General features: G+C 56.8%; 20 protein-coding genes. 9 read left to right on the top strand and 11 right to left on the bottom strand.

The genetic code is table 11. The features are described from left to right. The first annotated feature begins 105 nt into the window (after positions 1-105). Positions 106-1128, top strand: coding sequence for a cysteine synthase A (locus AL01_RS05545; RefSeq protein ID WP_077396472.1), 1023 nt, complete (start codon positions 106-108; stop codon positions 1126-1128). Positions 1129-1195: 67 nt separating this feature from the next. Here the strand turns inward: AL01_RS05545 and AL01_RS05540 are convergent, their stop codons facing one another. Beyond that, the gene (locus AL01_RS05540) at positions 1196-2524 is read right to left on the bottom strand and encodes an RsmB/NOP family class I SAM-dependent RNA methyltransferase (RefSeq protein ID WP_077396471.1); all 1329 of its coding nucleotides are present in this window, start codon (positions 2522-2524) and stop codon (positions 1196-1198) included. 94 nt (positions 2525-2618) lie between these two features. On the opposite strand from AL01_RS05540, the gene AL01_RS05535 reads away from it, so the two are divergent. From AL01_RS05535 to AL01_RS05520, 4 genes are all read left to right on the top strand, one after another. Continuing rightward, complete coding sequence (locus tag AL01_RS05535) at positions 2619-3296, top strand: YggS family pyridoxal phosphate-dependent enzyme (protein ID WP_077396470.1); 678 nt, start codon at positions 2619-2621, stop codon at positions 3294-3296. A gap of 165 nt (positions 3297-3461) precedes the next feature. Further along, complete coding sequence (locus AL01_RS05530) at positions 3462-5432, top strand: potassium transporter Kup (protein ID WP_077396469.1); 1971 nt, start codon at positions 3462-3464, stop codon at positions 5430-5432. A gap of 2 nt (positions 5433-5434) precedes the next feature. Beyond that, on the top strand, positions 5435-6601 hold the full coding sequence (gene hemW / locus AL01_RS05525) for a radical SAM family heme chaperone HemW (protein ID WP_077396468.1): 1167 nt from the start codon (positions 5435-5437) through the stop codon (positions 6599-6601). 74 nt (positions 6602-6675) lie between these two features. After that, positions 6676-7128: a DUF1489 family protein gene (locus AL01_RS05520; protein ID WP_077396647.1), complete on the top strand. Its 453-nt coding sequence runs from the start codon at positions 6676-6678 to the stop codon at positions 7126-7128. Between the two features lie 5 nt (positions 7129-7133). Here AL01_RS05520 and AL01_RS05515 read toward each other — a convergent pair whose 3' ends face one another. Next, positions 7134-7808, bottom strand: a complete 675-nt coding sequence (locus AL01_RS05515; protein ID WP_077396467.1) for a beta/alpha barrel domain-containing protein — start codon at positions 7806-7808, stop codon at positions 7134-7136. Between the two features lie 180 nt (positions 7809-7988). On the opposite strand from AL01_RS05515, the gene pdxH reads away from it, so the two are divergent. Beyond that, on the top strand, positions 7989-8642 hold the full coding sequence (gene pdxH, locus AL01_RS05510; RefSeq protein WP_077396466.1) for a pyridoxamine 5'-phosphate oxidase: 654 nt from the start codon (positions 7989-7991) through the stop codon (positions 8640-8642). A 69-nt stretch (positions 8643-8711) separates the two neighbouring features. Here pdxH and AL01_RS05505 read toward each other — a convergent pair whose 3' ends face one another. The 9 genes from AL01_RS05505 to rimP all read right to left on the bottom strand — a co-directional run bounded on the left by AL01_RS05505 (position 8712) and on the right by rimP (position 19819). Next, entirely contained in the window at positions 8712-10139 is a 1428-nt protein-coding gene (locus AL01_RS05505; protein ID WP_077396465.1) for an NAD(P)H-dependent flavin oxidoreductase, read from the bottom strand. 76 nt (positions 10140-10215) lie between these two features. Then, positions 10216-12366, bottom strand: coding sequence for a polyribonucleotide nucleotidyltransferase (gene pnp, locus AL01_RS05500; RefSeq protein WP_077396464.1), 2151 nt, complete (start codon positions 12364-12366; stop codon positions 10216-10218). Between the two features lie 197 nt (positions 12367-12563). Further along, entirely contained in the window at positions 12564-12833 is a 270-nt protein-coding gene (gene rpsO, locus AL01_RS05495) for a 30S ribosomal protein S15 (RefSeq protein WP_077396463.1), read from the bottom strand. Continuing rightward, entirely contained in the window at positions 12817-13791 is a 975-nt protein-coding gene (gene truB / locus AL01_RS05490; protein ID WP_077396462.1) for a tRNA pseudouridine(55) synthase TruB, read from the bottom strand. The genes rpsO and truB overlap by 17 nt, the downstream gene beginning before the upstream one ends. A 17-nt stretch (positions 13792-13808) precedes the next feature. Continuing rightward, entirely contained in the window at positions 13809-14252 is a 444-nt protein-coding gene (gene rbfA / locus AL01_RS05485) for a 30S ribosome-binding factor RbfA (RefSeq protein WP_077396461.1), read from the bottom strand. Then, positions 14249-16996 (bottom strand): translation initiation factor IF-2, encoded by a 2748-nt coding sequence (gene infB / locus AL01_RS05480; RefSeq protein ID WP_077396460.1) that lies wholly within the window; start codon positions 16994-16996, stop codon positions 14249-14251. The genes rbfA and infB overlap by 4 nt, the downstream gene beginning before the upstream one ends. 16 nt (positions 16997-17012) lie before the next feature. Further along, on the bottom strand, positions 17013-17678 hold the full coding sequence (locus AL01_RS05475; RefSeq protein WP_241502720.1) for a DUF448 domain-containing protein: 666 nt from the start codon (positions 17676-17678) through the stop codon (positions 17013-17015). Next, positions 17653-19197, bottom strand: a complete 1545-nt coding sequence (nusA, locus tag AL01_RS05470) for a transcription termination factor NusA (RefSeq protein WP_077396458.1) — start codon at positions 19195-19197, stop codon at positions 17653-17655. The genes AL01_RS05475 and nusA overlap by 26 nt, the downstream gene beginning before the upstream one ends. A gap of 34 nt (positions 19198-19231) precedes the next feature. Next, entirely contained in the window at positions 19232-19819 is a 588-nt protein-coding gene (rimP, locus tag AL01_RS05465) for a ribosome maturation factor RimP (RefSeq protein ID WP_077396646.1), read from the bottom strand. Positions 19820-20077: 258 nt separating this feature from the next. Between rimP and AL01_RS05460 the strand changes: the two genes are divergently transcribed. The 3 genes from AL01_RS05460 (at position 20078) to AL01_RS05450 (ending at position 22960) form a co-directional block, all read left to right on the top strand. Further along, a complete protein-coding gene (locus AL01_RS05460; RefSeq protein WP_077396457.1) occupies positions 20078-20668 on the top strand; it encodes a hypothetical protein in 591 nt (196 codons plus the stop codon). A gap of 85 nt (positions 20669-20753) precedes the next feature. Next, on the top strand, positions 20754-22037 hold the full coding sequence (locus AL01_RS05455) for an AAA family ATPase (RefSeq protein ID WP_077396645.1): 1284 nt from the start codon (positions 20754-20756) through the stop codon (positions 22035-22037). Continuing rightward, a complete protein-coding gene (locus AL01_RS05450; protein ID WP_077396456.1) occupies positions 22034-22960 on the top strand; it encodes a hypothetical protein in 927 nt (308 codons plus the stop codon). The genes AL01_RS05455 and AL01_RS05450 overlap by 4 nt, the downstream gene beginning before the upstream one ends. Positions 22961-22962: the final 2 nt, after the last annotated feature.

Raw genomic sequence — 22962 nt, 5'->3', positions numbered from 1 at the left:
TGTCATACCCTTTCACGACGCCATGGGTTGTATCATGCTGATACTCCCCTACTTGTCACGTTAAACACGTTTCATTCCACTGACCAATAATCGCCGGACCTGTTCATGAAACACACATCATCAACCAATCACGCATCACCCTGTCCCTCCCTCGTGGAGGCCATTGGCAATACTCCGCTCATCCGCCTCCGTCATGCGTCCGAGGTCACAGGATGCAACATCTACGGCAAGGCAGAGTTCATGAACCCCGGTGGGTCTGTTAAGGACAGAGCGGCCCTTTCCATCATTCAAGATGGTTTTGCCCGTGGCGTGCTAAAAAAAGGCGGCACCATTGTGGAAGGAACGGCCGGTAACACAGGCATCGGCATTACGCTTGTAGCCCATGCACTAGGGTGCAAGGCAGTCATTGTCGTTCCGGAAACACAGAGCAAGGAGAAGCTGGACTTCCTCCGCATGATCGGGGCGGACCTCCGTCTTGTCCCTGCCAAACCCTACCGGGACCCCGGCAATTATGTACATGTCTCCCGCCGTCTAGCCGAAGAAACAGGAGCCTTCTGGGCTAACCAGTTTGATAACACGGCTAACCGTGAAGCCCATCGCACCACCACGGCCCCAGAAATCTGGTCTCAGCTTGAAGGCAAAGTTGATGCTTTCACCTGCTCCTGTGGCTCAGGGGGAACATTGGCGGGCATCGCCTTTGGCCTGCGGGAACTAGCCCAGCGGGACGGCCAGAAAGCCCCCGACATCGTCCTTGCCGACCCGGAAGGCTCCGGCCTTTATGGATGGGTTACAGCTAATGACCTCAGCGTGAGCGGTGGGTCCATCACGGAAGGGATCGGTCAGTCCCGTGTCACGGCTAATCTGGAAGGCTGCGCCCCAGACCACGCCGAACGTATCCCCGATGCCGAAGCACTAGAACAGATTTACCAGCTCACTATGCAGGAAGGTCTCTCCGTTGGTGGATCCTCCGGCATCAATATTGCCGCTGCCATCCGCACGGCCCGCCGTCTGGGACCGGGGCATAATATCGTCACCATCCTTAGCGATGGCGGCGCACGCTATCAGTCCAAATTGTTCAACCCTGAATTCCTCCGCAGCAAAAATCTGCCCACACCTCCTTGGATGTAAGCCATCACATACAAAAAGGGGCGCATCCCATAAGATAGGATGCGCCCCTTTTTTCATAACGTCGTACTCAGCGACGAATTAGGCGGGCAACAAAAAAGCCATCCATGCCGCCTTGTGCAATATTCATCCCCGGATGCGTGCGGAAATAACCTTCTTCCGTACGGGCACGGGGCAGAGCTGCCAACTCTTCCTCCGTGAAAGGAGACAACTCCCACCGGCCATCTTCTAGAGCATGAGCAATACGCTGCGGGCCTTCTTCATCCTGCAAAGAGCAAACCGCATAAAGCAGCATCCCGCCCGGCTTGAGCATCTCATAGGCTGCATCAATGAAGCGGTCCTGTCCTGCCGCCAGCGTTGTGATGTCCCGGGGCCGCTTGATCCACAATACATCCGGGTGCCGCCTCAGCGTCCCCGTGGCCGAGCAAGGAGCATCCAGAAGCACGGCATCCAGAAGCTCAGAAGGACGCCAGCGTAAAGCATCCCCCACCACAATCTCCGCCTTGAGCTGGAGACGTTCCAAATTCTCTTTCAGCCGCTGAGCACGGGGCTTTTCACGCTCCACGGCTACAACCTCCGCTCCCCCACAGAGAAGCTGGGCCGTCTTACCCCCCGGTGCAGCGCAAAGGTCCGCAACCCGCTTACCACGCACATCACCCATCAACCGGACAGGCATAGCTGCGGCCATATCCTGCGCCCAGAACTGCCCTTCTACAAAGCCGGGAAGCTCGGTCATTTTTGTGCCTGCCGGGTAGCGGACTGTCCCGGTCGGCAAAGTTTCCCCGCCTTCCGGGGCCTCACAGCCGGGTTTAATCGTCAGGTCCAGCGGAGCTTCCTGATAGAAACCCTGCGTAATGGAACGTGCCCGCCGTCCCCATGCACTCCACAGCCAATGAGGAACATCCAACCGGGCATCATCTAACCCTTCCTTCAGCGTCTCTGCCTCCCTCACCACGCGGCGGAGAACGGCATTGGCCAGCCCAGCAAACGGTGACAGACCACGCCGATGCAGCAGATCAACAATCGTCCCAACCGCAGCGTGAGGCGGTGTCTGAAGATGTAGAATCTGCGCCACACCAAGCAGTAGGGCACAGCGGACCGATTCTGGTGGTTGGCGACGCAAGAGAGGTTGGAGCAGCTCTGTCATACTCCCCAGATGCCGCAGAGTTGCAGCAGCGAGGCGGTGTGCGGCTGCGCGGTCCCGGCCCTCGCAAGAGCTACGCTCCAGCGTAGTTTCTAGCATCCGGCGGTGCTCCACCACACCACAGACAATATCAAAGGCCAAGTCCCTTACCGGGTCTTCATGGCGGGAAATGGAGGCGGGCCGAGAACCGGTACGCCGACCCCGTCCGCCCTTGGGGCGTGAACGGGCTAGACGGGAAGAAGAAACGTTTGTCATGCGCCCGTTGTCGGGAGTTAGCGGGAGAAAAGTCAAGATAGTTTTTGCATAGCCCCTTGACCCTTCCCCGTAACGAGGCTGCAATCAAGCTATCATGACAAACCATACCATCGCCCACGCCCTGAAAGACATTCAGACCCGCATCAATACGGCCTGCCAGCAGGCAGGACGCCCAGCGGATGATATCAGCCTCGTTGCAGTCAGCAAATTTCACCCACAAAGTGCCGTCCAGCAGGCTCTAGAAGCTGGACAGCGTGTCTTCGGGGAAAACCGTGTACAAGAAGCTGCCGCCAAATTCCCTACTCTACGAAAAGACTGGCCAGACCTCCGCCTGCACCTCATAGGAACATTGCAGAGCAACAAGGCTACCGAAGCCTGCGCCCTTGCCGATGTGATCGAAAGTCTGGACCGCCCATCCCTCAGCGCAGCACTAGAAAAAGCAGCCCAGAAAACTGGCCGGCTGCCGGATTTGTTCGTGCAGGTGAATATCGGCGATGAACCGCAAAAGTCCGGCATCGGCACAGCAGAGGCGGACCGGTTCATTGAGGATGCTCTCTCCCGCTTTAACGGACATGTAAAAGGATTGATGGCTATTCCACCTCTTAATGAAAGCCCTCGTCCATTCTTCCAGAAACTAGCAGCACTGAATCGTCGTCATGGTCTACCTGCCCTTTCCATGGGCATGTCATCCGATTTTGAGGTCGCCATTGCAGAAGGGGCTACTCTTGTCCGTGTCGGTACGGCCATATTTGGAGAACGCCCCCGGGCTTGATTAGGATCGGCGACAGTTTTTTTTAGGCTCTCTACTTGCATTACATATGAAAAAACTGTCATGAGACCGGAATCATCATAGCCGGTGCCCCGCCTGTTACGGGGCATCCCTGCCTGTCTTCCTGTGGGGGATGGGTGTCTATCAGTCACACAGGATGGTTTCTCCATGTCTGAACAGGATAGCATGTCCCTCAAGGAATCTTCTTCTGACGCTCGATATCCCAGCTCCGTTGGTACGCCAACGCCTCCCCCGCCAGCGACAGAGCCTAGCGAGCATACACGCCCCAAGGGCATCGGGGCCATGCTGGCTGCTCTGGGTGTCGTCTATGGTGATATCGGAACTAGCCCGCTCTACGCCTTGCAATCATCCATCCGCAATGTCGGATCAGAAACACACCCCGCCCAGGCGTGGGAAGTTATCGGGCTAACAAGCCTGACCTTCTGGGCGCTCATGCTGGTTGTGACTATCAAATACGTCATTCTCATCATGCGGGCCGACCATAACAAAGAAGGCGGCATCATCGCCCTCATGGCGCTGGCTCAGCGTGTCTGCAAATCTAACTATTTCCGCTGGGTTTTCGGGCTAATCGGTATTGCCGGGGCTTGTCTATTCTTTGGTGATGGCATCATCACACCCGCCATCTCCGTGCTTTCCGCTGTGGAAGGGGTGGAGGTATCAGTCCCCGATGCCTCGCCTTTCATCATTCCAGCGGCCATCATCATCCTACTTGGTTTGTTCGCAGCACAGGCACTTGGAACCGGCAAAATCGGCCGAGCGTTCGGGCCCATCATGCTGATCTGGTTCTTCACCATCGCCATATTGGGTGCACGGGGAATCATGCTTCACCCGGGCGTGCTGCTGGCCCTCTCCCCGCTTGAGGCCATCCGCTTCATCGTCACACACGGCAAACTGTCCTTCATTGCACTGGGGTCGGTTGTGCTGTCTGTTACCGGTGCGGAGGCCCTATATGCCGATATGGGGCATTTCGGACGGTCTCCTATTCGTTTTGCATGGCTCTTCCTCGTGCTGCCAGCACTGGCCTTGAACTATTTCGGCCAAGCTGCCTCCATCATCCACACCCCGGCTACTCTGGCCAATCCCTTCTACTATCTGGCCCCGCACTGGTTGCAGATCCCCATGCTGCTGCTAGCCACAATGGCCACCATCATCGCCAGTCAGGCTGGCATCTCCGGTAGTTTCTCCCTCTGCCGCCAGCTCATCCAGCTTGGCTACCTGCCCCGTACCCGCATCATTCATACCAACCCCCATGAGGAAGCGCAGATCTATCTGCCCTCCCTCAACTGGCTGCTTGCTTTCGGGTCGGTCGTGCTGGTGATCGCCTTCCGCTCTTCGGCGGCTCTGGCCTCCGCCTACGGTATCGCCGTGACAGGAACCTTCCTCTGCACCTGTGTGCTGGCAATGGTGGTCTTCCGCCGTGTCTTCCAGTGGAAGAGCTATGCTGTCGCAATCGTATTCGGCTTCTTCTTCCTTATGGATGGGGTGTTCTTCTCCGCCAACGTGATGAAAATTCCGGATGGTGGCTGGGTGCCGCTCAGCATCGCCATTGGCAGCACGCTCATCATGACCACATGGCAGCGTGGCCGCCAGCTTATCCGTAACACGAAGAAACGTGATGCCGTGCCGATGGGGTCGTTCATCACCCGGCTTACCCAGTCCCGCACTATTCGGGTGCCGGGTCTGGCCGTCTTTCTGACCTCCGACCCAGAAATGGTGCCGGATGCCCTGCTCTATAACCTACGGCATAACAAGGTGCTGCATCAGACGGTGCTATTCGTTACCGTCCAGACACTGGACCAGCCAGAAGCTGATCCCGATGGCCGCATGACAGTTAAGGAGCTAGCACCGGGCATCCGCCGGGTCATCATCCGCTATGGCTTCATGGAGATGCCGAATCTTCCCCTGACCCTCGCCGGCATGACAGAGATGGAGTTCGACCCCATTCAGGCCTCCTACTTCACCTCGCATGATCTCGTCTTCCGTTCCAAAGTGCCCAAAATGTCACTCTGGCGGATGTGGATCTTCCTCTATCTGCTTAATAACGCCACGTCGATTTCCGAGTTCTTCCGGATTCCGCCGGAGCGTGTCATGGAGTTCGGGGTACGGGTTGCGATCTGATCGTGACCCAACCTCTCCCTCTTTCTCTTTACATCCACTGGCCCTTCTGCCTTGCCAAATGTCCGTATTGTGACTTCAACTCCCATGTCCGGGAGACTATCCCTCAGGAGCGTTTCGCCAACGCCCTGAGGGCCGAACTAAAGCATAGTGCCACACGGCTGATGCAGGATGCGCCCCGGCGGCTTGTCTCCATCTTTTTCGGCGGGGGGACACCCTCCCTCATGACGCCGGAGACAGTCCATCACCTCATTGAGGATGCCCGCCACCTTTTCCCCAGCGTGAATGACCTTGAGGTTACGCTGGAAGCCAACCCTACCAGTGTGGAAGCCGACAAATTCCGGGCCTTTGCGGCAGCAGGCATCAACCGACTATCTCTAGGTGTACAGAGCCTTGATGAGGGCGATCTTGCCGCTCTAGGGCGGCAACATTCAGCACAACAGGCTATTGCGGCATTAGAACTCGGCCGTAATATTTTCCCCCGCCTTTCCTTCGACCTGATCTATGCCCGCCCCGGCCAGACAGAAGAAAAATGGCGCACGGAACTTCGTCAGGCTCTTACACTGGCGGCCGACCATCTATCGCTCTATCAGCTTACCATCGAACCCGGCACGAAATTCGAGGCCCAGCATAGGCGAGGCACTCTCATTCTGCCCGAAGATGATCTTGCCGCATCCCTCTACATGATGACCCGTAACGAAGCCGCCCGCTTTGGTCTGCGTGATTACGAGATATCCAACTATGCTATCCCCGGTGCGGAGAGCCGCCATAACCTCACCTACTGGCATTATGACGACTATCTAGGCATTGGCCCCGGAGCCCACAGCCGTTTGACTCTTACCGGTCAGCTCCATGCTACACGCCGACACCGTGCCCCAGAACCATGGGCGGAACTTGTTGAAACCCATGGCCACGGAACACGGGAGGATGAAATATTATCCCCCGATATGAAGGCACATGAGGCCCTGCTCATGGGGCTGAGACTCCGGGAGGGCATTAATACGGCCCATTTCCTCAAACGGACAGGTTTGCCTCTACAAGAATGCCTCGACCCGGTCATTCTGGAAGCCTGCCTTGAAGAAGGCTATCTGGAGCAAGATGATCAGAGTCTCCGAGCCACAGATGAAGGCCGCCTCCGGCTTGAAGCTCTCTTGGGCCAGCTTGTCCGCTAACACGCACATTTAAAAAAACGAAGCACATCCCCATCTGTAGGGGCAGTCCTTCTATCTGCATCATGATGATTGCCATGCCCACACCGAAGACACCCACCCTTCATATGATAAAGCTGATCGTAGGCTGCACCTCGCCCGAGATGCTCCGGGACTGGGTTGCCGTGGAACGACACAAGGGTGTGGCCTATGTCCGCACACGAACCATGCCCAAACGAGCCGATGACATTGTGAAGGGTGGCGGGTCCATCTATCGGGTGATCAACGGGCTCATCATGTGCCGCCAGCCCATCATAGGCTTTGATAGCTACACACGAGACGATGGCCATCCCGGCACGCTGATTCTCGTTTCCGATGACGTTATCCCGACCCAACCCCGCCCCATGAGACCTTTTCAGGGCTGGCGCTATTTCAAACCGGAAGATGCTCCGCCTGATCTCGACCCTACTGCCTCCGGTGCCATTGATGACGGCATAAGTGCCCTTCCGGCCTCGCTCCGCAATCAGCTTTCCGAACTAGGACTGCTCTAAGCCCTTCAGGCGCAGCAGGTCAGCACAGCTCTCAACTGTTCCTCAAGAGACGTACCCCCGGCAGGGAATGTCCCCTCCAGGGCTGCTGTCCCTACGGTAAAACCCGCTGCCCCTGCCTGACGAACAACATCAATTTGCTCCGGTGTGCTGATAGACCCAGCCACAATAACGGGCTTCTTCACAGCGGCACAGCTAGCCCGGATGACCTCTGGCACATCCCCATCATTACGATAGGCCAGCAGGTCCAGCCCTGTCACACCCGGATGAGCAGCCCATTCGGCCGCATTACGGGCAATCTCCTCCGGTGTCCCTTTCAGCACACTAGGGTGCCCTACAACATGTCCAGCAAACGGGTAATAAGCAACATCATGCCCAGCCAATAACGGCAGGACGTCTGGCACATGTGTCCCCCCCATCAAACAATCCACCCCTAGGGACAGACCTGCTTTGACAGACTCCAGCTCTCGCTCCCGATCTGGAGAGACAATTTCTAGATAAACCTTCGCCCCACCGGAACGGATTTTCGCTACCAACGCCTGCAACTGCTCCACCGGCAGGCCAATATCCTTGAACCCGATATGACGGATGCCCAGCCGTAAAGCCGTCTCGGCCGCCGTAAGAGCAGATTCCACCGTGCGATCATCACGAGTCAACATGAAAATGAACCGGAACGTCTCCATAATGCCCTCATATTCCTGCCTGTCAGGTCGTCCCTCCTATATGGAACGCTCAAAGCACCTAACCAACCCCCTCCCCGCCCATAGCAGACCAGCATCACAACGCCCTATGGACACACACCCCTAAGCCCTTCCATGATGGCAGGAGAACACGACCCACACTGATTCAGGACACACCCCACGATGCCCGATACTACTCCAACGCCTGACGATACTGTTGAAGCTGCCTTCCGGGATGACGGTCAAACTATCACCGGGGAGGACCCCTTTCTGCTGTTCCATGAATGGCTCGCTCTGGCCGGGACGAAAGAACCCAATGACCCTAACGCCATGACCCTAGCCACAGTGGACGAGCACGGCCTGCCCGATGCACGCATGGTCCTGCTGAAAGGCGTTGATGAAACCGGTTTCATTTTCTACACGAACAGCGAATCTGCCAAAGGGCGGGAGTTAGAGGGCAACATGCAGGCGGCCCTACTCTTCCACTGGAAATCCCTGCGGCGGCAGATACGCATCCGGGGACGGGTTTCACGCCTTCCCGCCGTAGATGCAGATGCCTATTTCGATTCCCGCCCCCGGGCAAGCCGCATCGGCGCTTGGGCCAGCCAGCAGTCCCGTCCCATCGCTAGCCGTAAGGCCCTCTGGCAGGCCGTAATGAAAGAAACAGCCCATTTCGCCATCGGCCCCATTCCCCGGCCTCCATATTGGAACGGCTATCACGTCACCCCACTCTCCATGGAGTTCTGGATGGACAAGCCCTTCCGCCTTCATGATCGTGTCCTGTTCACCCGAGCATCCAATGGGCAGGACTGGACAACTCAACGCTTGTTCCCCTGAAACCCAATAATAAAAAAGGTGCGGACCCGAGAATCCGCACCTTCTCATAATCAGTCTCTGACAGCCGCGTCACCGCCCCGTCATAATCCGTTCAATCAATTCCTTGACGGTCGGGATATGGCCATTGGCATAGAACGGGTCTGTCGCAAAACGCCAAGCATTTGTCCCACCAAAGACAAGATTGTGATCCACAATCTTCTTTTGTTCTTCTGGAGAGACATCCTGAAGGTGAGAAATTGTCTGCAACGTCTTCTGGATACAGAAAGACCGAGGATCCGCTCTCTGACCAGTGCTGAAAGCAGGTCCCTTTTGGCTCCAGTTAGAGAAACGACACTGGGAAAGGCACCCCATGCAAGCTGCCTGATCCGCCAAAATCTGCCGAGCATTCTCCAGCGTCTCGAACACAACCGTATCATCCGGTGTCCGCATGGACTGGGTGTAGCCTGCGTCCTTCCAACGGCTGACCTTTTCGGCATCGCCCGAGGTAACGAACACTTCACGACCCCGCCCACCAAGGCAGATCGGCGTGTTGAAGTCTCCCTCAGCCTCCGCCCGGAAAGCAACTTGCCGCTCGGACCGGGCCCGCAACTCCTGCAGGAAGCCGTTATTCACCGCAGAGGAATAGAACCCTGTCGGAGAAAAACGGTTCAGATAAACATCACCTTCCTTCAGCGTTAGCAAAAGCTGCTTCCACGCATCAGGTACAGGACTTTCCTGTGTCAGAAGTGGGCGGGTACCAAACTGGAAGGCGATAAGACCGATTTCTGGATTATCCAGCCAGTCACTCCATTCTTCCAGATGCCAAACACCACCAGCCATGATGATAGGCACATGCTGAAGGCCAAAACCATTCATGACCTTCCGCAGTGCTGCCACGCGATGATAAGGATCTTCCGGCTTCAGAGGATTTTCCGTGTTGGAAAGGCCATTATGGCCCCCTGCCCGCCACGGGTCCTCGTAAACAACACCACCCAGCAGCTCAGAGAAACGCACATAAGAGCGCTTCCACAACGCACTGAAGGCACGACCGGAAGACACGATCGGGTAATAATGGATGCCAAACTGTGCGGCTATCTCGGCCAGCCTGTAGGGCATCCCCGCACCGCACGTCAGCCCCTGAATGAGGCCGGGTGCCCCCTCCAAGATGCCGGTGATGACTTCCTCGGCCGCACCCATCTCCCACATAAAATTGGCATGGATACGCCCACGGCCACCAGAGATGTCATGCGCTATCCGAGCCTGTGCGATACCCCCTTCTATGGCGTAGCGCACCAGCTCGGCCTGTCGCTCACGACGGGTCCGACCATGATAAATCTGCGGAACAGGATTGCCCTGCTCATCATAACTATCCGCATTGACAGCGGAGAGTGTTCCGACCCCGCCTGCTGCAGCCCAATGACCCGCAGACACACCATTGGAGACAGAAACACCTTTGCCCCCTTCGACCAGGGGTAGAACCTCCTGACCACCAAAACGGACGGCATTGATCGACTTCATAGAGGCCAGATGTCCCCACTACTCAATCACAAAACTCACTCATGCAAAGGGAGCCTGAGGCTCCCCCCACACATCCTTACTCCGCATCACGACGGGAGCGGCCCGGCTTTGCGCCAACGCTTTCCGTGATATCAGCGCCAGTTTCCTGGTCCACGACACGCATGGAGAGTTTTACCTTGCCACGGTCATCAAAGCCAATGACTTTAACCTTTACGGCATCACCCTGCTTAACGACATCGGTCGTCTTGGCCACACGCCCATCCGTCAGCTCGGAGATATGCACCAGGCCATCCTTGGGACCAAGGAAATTCACGAACGCACCGAAGTCAGCCGTTTTAACGACCTTACCTTCATAAATGCGTCCCAGCTCTGGCTCGGCAACAATACCCTCAATCCGGCTAATAGCCTTCTGAGCCTGTTCGTCATTGGCAGCCGCAATCTTGATAACGCCATCATCACCAATATCAACTTTGGCGCCAGAATATTCACAAATCTCACGGATGACTTTACCACCCGAGCCGATCACATCACGAATCTTCGCAACAGGAACGGTCATGGTTGTGATCTTCGGTGCATTACCTGCAACGTCAGACCGCCCCTCGGACAGAGCCTTGCTCATCTCACCAAGGATATGCAGACGGCCTTCACGGGCCTGCTCCAGAGCGACCTTCATGATTTCCGGCGTGATGGAAGTGATCTTGATGTCCATCTGAAGAGCTGTCACGCCCTCGGATGTACCAGCCACCTTGAAATCCATATCCCCGAGGTGATCTTCATCACCGAGAATATCCGTCAGCACGGCATGACCACGCTCTTCCTTAATAAGGCCCATCGCAATACCAGCCACGGGGCGTGGCATCGGCACACCGGCATCCATCAAAGAGAGGGACGTACCGCAGACTGTAGCCATGGAAGAAGAGCCGTTACTTTCCGTAATCTCGGAAACGACACGCAGCGTATACGGGAACTCTTCCTTAGACGGCAGGAGCGGATTAATAGCACGCCATGCCAGCTTACCATGCCCGATCTCACGGCGACCCGGAGAGCCCATGCGGCCACACTCGCCAACAGAGAAGGGCGGGAAGTTGTAATGCAGCATGAAGCGAGAACGGTATTCCCCTTCAAGCGCATCAATCACCTGCTCGTCCTGCCCTGTTCCCAGCGTTGCTACGACCAGTGCCTGTGTCTCACCACGGGTGAAGAGAGCAGACCCATGAGAGCGAGGCAGAACACCGACTTCCGCCATGATGGGACGAACCGTCTTCGTGTCACGACCATCAATACGGATACCCGTCTTCAGGATCGCACCACGGACCACCTGCGCCTCAAGATCCTTGATCATCGGCTTAGCCAGCTCGGCATCAAAGCCTTCTTCTTCAAGGGTGGCCACGATCTTTTCACGAGCCTCGGCCACTTTCTCCATACGGGCCTGCTTGCGGCGTTCCTTGTAGGCTTCAGCAATCAGCTTATTGCCCACCTTGTCCACACGCTTGCGCAGAGCAACTTCTTCCTTGGAGATTTCTGGCAGGTCCCACGGTGCACGGGCTGCATGCTCAGCCAAATCAATGATGGCATCAATCACCGGCTGGAAAGCTGTATGACCAAGCATAACAGCCTCGAGCATCTCATCCTCAGAGAGCTCCTGCGCCTCGGACTCAACCATCAGCACACCCTCAGATGTACCTGCCACAACGAGGTCCAGTGCGCTCTCCTTCACCTCGCTAAGGGTCGGATTGACAACAAACTTACCATCAATACGACCGATACGAGCAGCACCAACTGGCCCGAAGAACGGGATGCCGGAAAGTGTCAGAGCGGCAGAACAGCCAATCAGAGCAACCAAAGCCGGATCATTTTCCATATCGTGGCTAAGGACCGTAGCAACGACCTGAACTTCGTTCTTGAAATTATCCGGGAACAACGGACGGATCGGCCGATCGATCAGACGGGAAGACAGCACCTCATGCTCGGACGGGCGCCCTTCACGTTTGAAGAAGCCTCCGGGAATTTTACCCGCAGCGTAGGCTTTTTCCTGGTAATTCACGGTTAGCGGGAAGAAATCCTGCCCCGGCTTCACTGTCTTAGCACCAACGGCTGTGCAGAGTACGACCGTATCACCATAGGTGATCACGACCGCACCATCAGCCTGACGGGCAATCTTGCCGGTTTCCATAACCAGCGGACGACCGGCCCATTCAATTTCTTTACGGAAATAATTATCAAACATTCTGTCTTCCTCCGGAAGAGATAATCACGGCCCAGCCAATACCAGACTATACACAGCGTTTCGGACGGCATGGCGAGGATGACGCATCAAACACGTCATGACACCATGTGGCCTGAAACGCCGACACAAGCATTTACTGGCAACGTAGCAAAGGCCAAACCCCGGGGAAGAACTCTCCCCCGGGAAGTGGTCGAATATCAGCGGCGCAGGCCGAGACGTTCGATCAGCGTCTTGTAGCGCTCTTCGCTCTTACGCTTCAGGTAGTCCAGCAGGGCACGACGACGGCCAACCAGCATCAGCAGACCACGACGGGAGTGGAAGTCCTTCTTGTGGCTCTTCATGTGCTCGGTCAGGTTCACGATACGCTCGGTCAGCAGGGCAACCTGCACTTCCGGGGAGCCCGTGTCACCTTCGGCACGACGGTATTCGGCAATGAGCTGGCTGCGACGTTCAGCTGTGATCGACATCTTGTTCTCCAAAAAACAAATGGTTTTCCAACATTCTGACTGCCCGCAACCGCCCTTCAGCGGCCCGGCACAGCCCGATAACATGCCCCCCAACCGTAACCCGCCAGAGTGGAGCATCCTCCACCCCATCAGGCACGTTCCCCTCAAGATGAGCCAGCATAACAGCTTGCCCACAGATCAGAGATTTTCCTTCTGCTTGTGTGACGGCCAACGCCGGGATGTCGACCAGCGCGGTCGCCGCATCCAACAGAGGAACCGGAAGGGCACATGCCTTGTCTCTAGTTTCGGTCGGTTTGTCTAGCCCTAACTGCTCTGCCGAATATGCATGGGAAAGATCAAACGGCCCACATTTCGTCCGCCTTAGGACAGAAATATGCCCCACAGTGCCACAGGCTAGGGCGATATCCCGTGCAAGGGAACGCATATAAACCCCCTTGCCGGACTGTACGTCAAATACGGCCGTATCGGCATCGGGACGGTCCACTAGAGTAATCGAATCGATTCGGGCAGGACGAGGTGGCAAGTCCGGCGGACGGCCAGCTCGGGCAAGGTCATAAGCCCGTTGCCCGCCAACCCGGAGAGCCGAAAACACCGGTGGCACCTGCATGACATCCCCACAGAGAGCAGGCAACACCGCCCTGATTTCCTCATCAGAGGGGCGTATATCGGAAGTGGCGAGAACCTCCCCCTCCCTATCATCCGTGGTCCGACTTTCCCCAAAGGACAAGGTAAAGCGATAACGCTTTGTCGCGTCCATGATATAGGGGATGGTGCTTGTGGCCTTACCAAAAGCGATTGGCAGAACACCCGATGCCAACGGGTCCAGCGTACCACCATGACCAGCCTTGCGGCCATCAAAGGCACGCAAAAGCCGATTCACCATCGTTGTGGAACTGGGGCCCAAGGGCTTATCGAGGATCAACCAACCGTGGATGTCTCTGCCTCTTTTACGTGCCATCAGCGTCCCAGACAGCCTTAATCCGCATCATCTGAAGCTGAATCACGGTGTAGGTCACGCTGAACCTCTGGCGACCGAAGAATAGTTTCCACCTCCATCGCATGTTCCAACGATGTATCAGGCTGAAAATGCAACTCCGGCACAGTGCGCAGACGCAAAGCAGAAGAAAGCCGCTTACGTAGGAAAGAAGCGACACGCTTCAATGCAGGCAGGACAGCTTCTATGTCGTCACGCCCCAGACGGGTAACAAACACCGTTGCATGACGGAGGTCTGGAGAGATGCGTACCTCTGTCACTGTGACGGTAACGCCATACAGCTCCGGGTCACGAAATTCCGTTCTGGCAAAAAGCTCTGCCAGAACGTGGCGAACCTCTTCTGCTACACGAAGCTGACGGGTGCTCGGACCGACAGAGCTTTCGCCTGCCGGTCCGAGGAGATCAAAGGAAGGCCGTGTCTTCAAGCCGGGATCTCTTCCATTTCATAGCATTCAACAACATCGCCTTCCCGCAGGTCGTTATAACCGGCAAAGGAAAGACCACACTCGTAGTTATGGGCCACTTCACGGACATCATCCTTGAAGCGCTTCAACTGGCTCAGCTCGCCCTCATGAATGACGACATTCTCACGCAGCAGACGTACGCCACAGCCACGCTTGACGACACCCTCGGTGACGTAACAACCAGCGACCTTGCCCACCTTGGTAATATTGAAGACCTGACGGACCTCTGCATAACCAAGGAACTTCTCGCGGTGCTTCGGAGCAATCCGGCCTTTAACCAGTTTCTCCACATCATCAGAGACCTGATAGATGATGGAATAGTACCGGATATCCACGCCATCACGCTGTGCCAGCTCACGAGCCTGCACGGTAGCACGCACGTTGAAGGCGATGATGACGGCATTGGATGCCTTGGCAAGCTGCACATCACTTTCAGTGATCTGACCAACACTAGCATTCAGCACACGAACAGCCACCTCCTCATGGGACAGCTTCTCCACTGTTGCCTGAATAGCTTCGGCAGAACCCTGCACGTCAGCCTTAACGATCAGAGCCACTTCCTTCTGCTCACCGGCCTGAATCCGAGCCAGCATCTGGTCCAGCGTTCCACGAGCAGCAACCTGCATGGCCGTAGCCTTCTCACGGGCCTTGCGCTGACGGAACTCGCTGATCTCACGGGCACGGTTTTCGCTTTCGACCACCACGAACGGCGCACCAGCATCCGGCACACCACTCATACCCAGAATCTCGACTGGGACAGACGGACCAGCCTTCTTGATCTGCTTACCATGATCATCCAGCAGAGCACGGACGCGACCCCAATGGGCCCCAGCCACAACGATATCTGTCCGGTTGAGCGTTCCCTTCTGGACCAAAACAGTCGCCACGGAACCACGGCCACGATCCAAACGGCTCTCAATAACGGCACCTTCAGCAATCCGGTTTGGATTTGCCTTCAGGTCCAGAATCTCAGCCTGAAGCAGAATAGCTTCCAGCAACCGGTCGAGACCATCACGCTTGAGAGCGGACACTTCCACTTCCTGCGTGTCGCCGCCCATGCTTTCTACCACGATTTCGTGATTCAGCAGTTCATTGCGGACACGGTCCGGATTAGCACCCGGTTTATCCATCTTGTTGATAGCCACGATGATCGGCGCATTAGCAGCCTTGGCATGCTTGATGGCTTCAATCGTCTGCGGCATGACGCCATCATCAGCAGCCACAACCAGAATGACGATATCCGTCACAGAGGCACCACGGGCACGCATGGAGGTAAACGCCTCATGGCCCGGTGTATCAATGAAGGTCACCCGCTGGCCAGAAGCCACAGTCACCTGATAGGCACCGATGTGCTGGGTAATCCCGCCAGCCTCGCCATGAGCAACATCTGTTGTACGCAGAGCATCCAGCAGAGAGGTCTTACCGTGGTCAACATGACCCATCACCGTCACAACCGGCGGACGGGGCTTCATGTCTTCTGGCTTATCTTCGATACCCTCGATGCCGACCTCAACGTCGCTATCCGCCACACGCTTGATACGATGACCGAACTCGCTCACGACCAGCTCTGCCGTATCACCATCAATGCTCTGGGCAGCAGTCGCCATGACGCCCATTTTCATCAGCATCTTGATGACTTCACCCTGACGAGCAGCCATACGGTTGGCCAGCTCGCCCACCGTGATGGTCTCCGGCACGATCACATCGCGCACAACCCGGACCTGATCAGAGCGCAAACGCTCCAGTTCGGCCTGCCGGCGTTCACGGTCACGCTGACGACGGACGGAAGCCAGCGACCGTGTCTTGCCATCATCACCTTCGATAGCGGCACGAACATCGATACGACCAGAGCGGCGATCCTGCCCTCCGCCACCGCCACGGCGGGAAGACGGGCGACGGGACGGCGGAGAGGAACGACGGGCACCACCTGCACCGCCACCGCCGCCACGACGGCTAGGAGCGGCTCCCTCATCATCAGCACCGCCAACACGCCCCCGCAAATGCAGCGTCTCGCTAGCAGCACTATTACCAGCGCTGGAGCGGGCAGACGATGCCCGGGATGATGCTGCCGTATTCAGCGGACGGCTCGGCATAATGGCACGCTCTGCCAGCGGGCGCAGACGCTTGGTCGGCTCGGCAAGCTGCACGCCACCTGCGGTGGAACCTGTCAGCGGTGGCGGCACACGCTGCTCAGCTTCCTTCCGACGGGCAGCAGCTTCAGCTTTCTTGCGGCCTTCCTCTTCAGCTGCCCGAGTCCGAGCATCCTCTTCTTCCTGAGCACGACGGCTCTCAGCTTCAGCCTGCTTGCGCGCTTCTTCCTCGGCAGCAGAACGGATGCGAATCTTCTCGGCTTCCTGGCGGGCTGCTTCTTCGGCCTCACGGCGGGCAGCCTCGGCGGCGGCCTCTGCCAGAACGCGCTGCCGCTTCTCCTGCTCGGAGGCTGTCAAACCGCGGACACCAGCCGTTGCACGGCCACCACGACCACCTGCAGCCCCACTTCTCTTAGGCTTGCGCACCTCGACCCGGACTTCCTTAGAACGGCCATGACTGAAGCTCTGTCTCACAGAGCCAGCCTCCACAGTCCGCCCTACGTCCTTACGTCCTGCCGGACGCAGGGACAGGCGACCAGAGCCCTTGCTCTGTCCTTCTTTAGGAGTCGTCCCCTTTGGAGTTCCGTTCTGGTTGCGCTCGTTGCCGTCGCTCATAATTTCTGCCTGTTCCTTACTGCCCTACCGTATCAGGGCCCGGGAGCGTACCTTCGGCCACCCCCGCAAATCTCTTATATTCTGCCTTCAGACGCTCCGCCAGCGCACCGGGGGCCATCACGGCATAAACCGCATGTTCCCGCCCGAAAGACGCTGCCAGAACAGCCCTTGGCACCCAGACCACCGGCAATTCTCGCTGGCCTGACAGCAGACGGGCCACCTCATCCTGGCTCGCACCTGCTGCACAGATGACAACCCCGACTCTGCCAGAAACGATCCGTTCCCGACACTTCTGGAACCCACAGACCGCCTCACCAGCGCGTCGGCCCAGACTGATACCATCCAGAAGGCGCTTTGCCAAACCATCCTTGAGAGACTCCAAAAGTCCCTCTGGCACATTTACCTTCTGTCGTGCTGCCCGGGAAAAAATCCGTGCAAGCTGTCCGTCCTCCAGAACGGTCCTATCCGCCTTCAACCACATGCCACGCCCAGGCAGACGGGCGGCAAGGTCCGCCACAATACTGCCCTCCGGCCCTACGACAAACCGTATCATATGACACGGGGCATCATGCGTCCGGCTGACTAGGCACCGCCGCTGGGAAGGGGCACGACGCCCCCGCCCGGACGGACCATCATCTACATCAGGGATATGATCCTCAGTCGTGACCCGAGTCTCCCTCACCAGAAGCTCCCTCGCCACCATCGAACCAGTGTGCACGAGCTGCCATGATAATCTCGTTAGCCTCGGATTCCTCCAGCGGCTCATCACCACCCAGAATCTCGATCAGCTCATCAGCAGCCAGGTCGGCCAGATCATCCAGCGTCTTGATGCCCTTCTCGCCAAGCTCAACCAGAACCTGAAGAGAGAAAACACCCAGATTGACCAGATCGTCGCTCACACCCAGTTCACGACGACGCTCATCAAGCGCACGCTCACGGCCTGCCAGATAATTATTAGCACGGGCCATCAGCTCTTCAGCCACACTCTCATCGAAGCCTTCGATATCGTGCAACTCTGCCGGATCAGCGTAAGCCAAATCCTCAATGGTGTGATAACCTTCAGTCACCAGCAGACCAGCGATCACGTCATCAACATCCAGCTCATTAACGAACTGGCCGGTACGTTTGCGGAACTCTTCCTGACGACGTTCGGATTCTTCAGCTTCGGTCAGGATGTCGATATCCCAACGAGTCAGCTGGCTGGCAAGGCGGACATTCTGCCCACGGCGACCAATGGCCAAAGACAGCTGCTCATCTGGCACCACAACCTCGACACGGCCAGCATCCTCATCCATCACAACCTTGGTCACTTCGGCAGGTGCCAGAGCGTTCACCACGAATGTAGCGGCCTGTGGGCTCCAAGGAATGATGTCGATCTTCTCGCCCTGCAGCTCAGCAACGACAGCCTGCACACGGGAGCCACGCATACCCACACAGGCACCGACCGGATCGATGGAGGCATCACGAGACTCGACAGCCATCTTGGCACGAGAACCAGGGTCGCGGGCTACGGCCTTGATCTCGATGATCCCGTCATAGATTTCCGGCACTTCCTGAGCAAACAGCTTGGCCAAGAAGCCCGGATGGGTACGGGAGAGAAAAATCTGCGGACCACGAGGCTCATCCCGCACATCGTAGATATAGGCACGGATGCGGTCCGAGTTGCGGAACTCCTCACGGGGGATCATCTCGTCACGGCGCAGCAGCCCTTCAGCATGACCGCCCAGCTCTACCATAAGGTTGCCGTATTCCGTCTGCTTGAGCGTCCCGTTGATGATCTCGCCTACACGGTCTTTGAACTCGTCATATTGACGTTTGCGCTCATATTCACGCACACGCTGGACGATCACCTGCTTGGCTGTCTGGGCAGCAATGCGCCCGAAGTCGATCGGCGGCAGGGGGTCAACAATGAACTCCCCTTCCTGAATCTCCGGCTTGAACTTACGGGCAATCTTCAGCGGAATCTGAGTGTCCTCATTTTCCGCCACAGCGACAACTTCAGTCCAACGGCTCAGGCGAACTTCGCCAGTCTTGCGGTCGATCGTGGCACGAATGTCCTTCTCATGCCCGTATTTTGCACGGCCGGCCTTCTGTATGGCCTGCTCCATGGCTTCGAGCACCTGCTCACGATCAATATTCTTTTCCCTCGAGACCGCATCAGCAACCAGAAGCAGCTCAGGACGGGTAACAGATGTGTCCATCAGATCGGACCTCCAACCAGCAGAAGACGGGTCATCAGTTTTTCTTCCCCGGCTTTTTGGGTTTCAGCTTTGGCGCACGGCGGGGTTTGCCGTCAGCCTCGGCCTCTTCTTCCTGCGCCACGCCAGCCAGCGCAGCACTTGCCTCAATCAGCTCATCCGTCAGGACCAGCCGTGCCTTGCGCATGTCATCCAGCGGCAGAGCAACTTCCTGCCCGTCATCCAGACGAAGCAGGCCAAGTCCATCCCGCTCCCCGAGGACGATACCGGCAAAGCGTTTGCGACCATCTAGCGGAACTTCAAGCTCTACCTTGGCCAAATGCCCAGCAAAACGCTCCCAATCTTTCGCACGGGTTAACGGGCGGTCGATCCCGGCGGACGAGACCTCCAGCATCCAAGCACCTGGTATCGGGTCATCCACATCCAGAACAGCGCCTACGGCATGGCTGATCTGCTCGCAATCCTCAACACTGATAAGCGACCCGTCCGCCCGATCAGCCATGATCTGGACAGTCGGTGTCTCGTGCCCGAGAACGGAAAGACGCACCAGCTCATAGCCCATATCGGCCAGAGTCGGAGCGATCCTGTCCGCAATGCGCGCTTCCAGCCCGCTCAGACGACGGATGCCATGAGAGCTCTCACCATCATGAAGTGAGGCGGACGGACCGGACTGATCCGGCGATGTGGAAAAATGATCCAAAACAAAAAAGGCGGCCCGTCAGGGCCACCCCCCAAAAGAACGGAAAGTGAAAACACTTCTCTGATACGACAGAGCTACCCCCAATGCAAGCACTTCCCTTACGAGGCCTATGGGGCAGATGATGAGAAAAACTTCATCTTTATCGCCTTGTTCCACGATAAAAAATGATGCGAAATATTCATCATGGAACAGCCCTCACCAGCCCCTGCCCCACAGAAACAGCCTCTCTGGCGCCCAGCGGCAATGATCGCAGCCGCAGTCGGGCTTGGTGGGACCTTGCTGGTATTACACAATCAGCCAGCCCCTCATCAGGACACGGCCCAACCTAAACCGCAACTCCAGCCGAAAGTAGCGGAACAGGCTATTCCTATGACTGAAGGGGCTCTTTCCCTTTCCATGCTGCCACCGGATGAAGCGGCACAAGCCATTGCCCGCAGCAACTTTCCAACCCAACAGAAAACCACTCTTCTTGCTGCTCTGAAAGACAACCGGATCCGACTGGCGGCTATGCTGTTAGCTGATGCCTCTGGCCACACCGGGCAGAGTGTGGTCGTCAGTGGGGCTGGATTCAGCCAATATGTCGTGCTTGGCCCACAAGCTAAGACAGTTCTGCTCCCCATCGCACAAGAAGGCATCGTCACGCTCACCCGTACCGGTCCTACCAGACTGGGGCCGCTTTCCATCGCTATGCTGAATATATTCAATAACGTTGTGGTTCTACCACCTCTTACACAAACCAGCCCTTCCCTCGCTGTTCCGATGATTGTTCAGTAAGGATTATGATAAAGGGCTTGACCCCATCCCGGCCAGATAGTGAAAAAAGGGCCTTCTTTACCCGGCAGGATTGCAGGAGCCCATGATGAAAACCCTGATCCCCTGGCTGTCCCGCATGATGCCACTGATGATGGCAGCCTTCCTCATCCTTGCGGCTGTCCAACTGGCCTTGATGGTCAATCTATCCCCTACGGCCCTGCTGCATTGGCTACTTGTAGCTGTGAACTGGGCCCGCCCCGGCTATCTCCCAGCTGGCCTCATCGGTGTTGCCCTCTCACTTGCCGGGGTGTTCTACTGTCTCTCATCCGACCGTCTGGCCCGCCGGGGCCTACGCCATAGAAAGAGTCTTCTCATGGATGTTCTCAGCCGTCTGACCAACCGCACTGCTCTGGAGGAAATGCTGGCCCGCCAACAGCGTGAAAGTGCCATCAATGCTGAAGAACTGGCCGCCGCCTTGCGCGCCCGTGTCATTGGGCAGGATCAGGTTTGTGAGGATATTGCCCAGCAGTTGCGCCGCCGTCTGGCTCTCCAGAACCGTGACCGGCCTGTCGGGGTTTTTCTGCTAGCGGGGCCACCCGGTACAGGTAAGACCTATCTAGCCAAACAGATTGCCAGTCAGACGGAACGCCCTCTGCTACATTTTGATATGACGCAGATGTCTAGCCCTCATGCTGCCACGCAGCTTTTTGGCTCTCCCAAAGGCTATGTTGGCTCTGATACGTTTGGGCGGCTGACGGGTGGCCTCAAGGAAAATCCGGATGCTGTCGTTTTGCTGGATGAAATTGAAAAAGCCCATCCAGATGTTTTCAAAAAGTTCCTTACGGCATGGAATGACGGCCATGTAACGGAGGCTTCCACCAACGAGCTAGTACCAACCACACGAGCCATTTTCGTTCTAACCTCCAACATTGCAACAGATGCTCTCAGTGCCATTGCAGACCGACTGGCTGATGAGCCAGAGAAAATGAGAGCCGAATCGACAGAAGCCCTCCGCCGTGCTGGCTTTGCGCCTGAGGTTCTGAACAGGCTGGACCGCATCTTTGTCTTCCGTGCTCTGCGTGGGCTGGACCTCGCCCGTGTGGCCGCTCTCGAAATAGAACAGATGATCCGTGGGTATGGGCTGAATGTTGAAGCAGGCGGTATTGACCCTGCCCTCCTCTTCGAGATCCTCCAACGCCAGCAAAAATTAGGCAGTATGGCCAGTGCTCGGGATATTCTTCGCTCCATTGAGGATATGATCAGCGATAGCCTGATCACGGCCCGTCAGCAGGGGCGCACCCATGTTCATCTCGTCATGGCAGGGGAAGGACGCATCCGGGCTGAAACAAGTGAAGAGCCGCAAGATCGTATGAACAAGGCAAGCCTGTGAAGACCTTCTTTGGTACCTTTGTCTCTTTGTGGAAGCAGGCACCGCTCTGGCGGTTCTGCTTCATTCTCGGCATCGGGGGATTGGCACTAGCTGCTTTCTTCCCAACGCCATGGCTGAAGACACAGGCTCCTTGGCTTCCCGGTCATGCCTTACCCGATGCTAAAACCCCTCATACGCCTACGGACGATAAGGACAGTCCCGAGAACGGGCCTACTAAGCAGACGCACTTCAATCTGCAATATCCTAGCATGTCCGAAATTGTACGGGATCACGTTGTACTAGGCGGCCACACATTCCCCCTCCCCAAAGGGGAATGGCACCCCATTCTATCCGCCCAGATCAGTAACGATTCCCCACTCTCTTTTCTTGCGCTTGTCCGCACCTATCAAGGGGCAATTACGGGCCTCATCGTCGCTCAGGCCACGCAGCAGCCTATCCCGCCAGACAGGATCGGCAATGCCACCGGTGTCTGCCATGATGACCGTAACTTCCTCAATCACAGCTTGCCTGTTACCCCCGCTGGGGAAGATTGCATCGGTTCTGGCACTGTCGTGATACAGGGCGATGATGTCAGTACCAACCCACTCATCAATCAATCCATTGCCCGTCTGCAGGCTCTTGGCGTGACTCCTATTCCTCCCCTGTTTCTGGCAATCCAATGGCGGCACGTCACCATAACATCTGATGGACAAGCGCAAGTTGGCTTCATGGACACGCTCATTCCTCCGCTAGACCAGCAGACTCATCAATTACTGGCCCCTCCTCCTGCATGGGTAAAAAGGGCTCTAACCCCTTACCCTGAGGCCAGAACGTTCCTAAGCCAGATGCACAGCTGGGCGCTAGAATGGCAGAAAGCCCTGCAATCCGGTTTTGAAAACCGATCACAGGGCTTATCCATTACTCCAGACCCGCAGGTTCCCTAAAC

The organism is Bombella intestini (assembly GCF_002003665.1).
GTDB lineage: Bacteria > Pseudomonadota > Alphaproteobacteria > Acetobacterales > Acetobacteraceae > Bombella > Bombella intestini.
Note: the sequence above shows the minus strand (reverse complement) of the source record. Positions and strands in the feature narration are given on the sequence as shown.

Excerpts from the sequence above, each read along its gene's own strand:
- AL01_RS05545 (WP_077396472.1), top strand. The coding sequence starts at position 106 with ATGAAACACACATCATCAACCAATCACGCATCACCCTGTCCCTCCCTC.
- AL01_RS05540 (WP_077396471.1), bottom strand. The coding sequence starts at position 2,524 with ATGACAAACGTTTCTTCTTCCCGTCTAGCCCGTTCACGCCCCAAGGGC.
- AL01_RS05535 (WP_077396470.1), top strand. The coding sequence starts at position 2,619 with ATGACAAACCATACCATCGCCCACGCCCTGAAAGACATTCAGACCCGC.
- AL01_RS05530 (WP_077396469.1), top strand. The coding sequence starts at position 3,462 with ATGTCTGAACAGGATAGCATGTCCCTCAAGGAATCTTCTTCTGACGCT.
- AL01_RS05520 (WP_077396647.1), top strand. The coding sequence starts at position 6,676 with ATGCCCACACCGAAGACACCCACCCTTCATATGATAAAGCTGATCGTA.
- AL01_RS05515 (WP_077396467.1), bottom strand. The coding sequence starts at position 7,808 with ATGGAGACGTTCCGGTTCATTTTCATGTTGACTCGTGATGATCGCACG.
- pdxH (WP_077396466.1), top strand. The coding sequence starts at position 7,989 with ATGCCCGATACTACTCCAACGCCTGACGATACTGTTGAAGCTGCCTTC.
- AL01_RS05505 (WP_077396465.1), bottom strand. The coding sequence starts at position 10,139 with ATGAAGTCGATCAATGCCGTCCGTTTTGGTGGTCAGGAGGTTCTACCC.
- pnp (WP_077396464.1), bottom strand. The coding sequence starts at position 12,366 with ATGTTTGATAATTATTTCCGTAAAGAAATTGAATGGGCCGGTCGTCCG.
- rpsO (WP_077396463.1), bottom strand. The coding sequence starts at position 12,833 with ATGTCGATCACAGCTGAACGTCGCAGCCAGCTCATTGCCGAATACCGT.
- truB (WP_077396462.1), bottom strand. The coding sequence starts at position 13,791 with ATGGCACGTAAAAGAGGCAGAGACATCCACGGTTGGTTGATCCTCGAT.
- infB (WP_077396460.1), bottom strand. The coding sequence starts at position 16,996 with ATGAGCGACGGCAACGAGCGCAACCAGAACGGAACTCCAAAGGGGACG.
- nusA (WP_077396458.1), bottom strand. The coding sequence starts at position 19,197 with ATGGACACATCTGTTACCCGTCCTGAGCTGCTTCTGGTTGCTGATGCG.
- AL01_RS05460 (WP_077396457.1), top strand. The coding sequence starts at position 20,078 with ATGGAACAGCCCTCACCAGCCCCTGCCCCACAGAAACAGCCTCTCTGG.
- AL01_RS05455 (WP_077396645.1), top strand. The coding sequence starts at position 20,754 with ATGAAAACCCTGATCCCCTGGCTGTCCCGCATGATGCCACTGATGATG.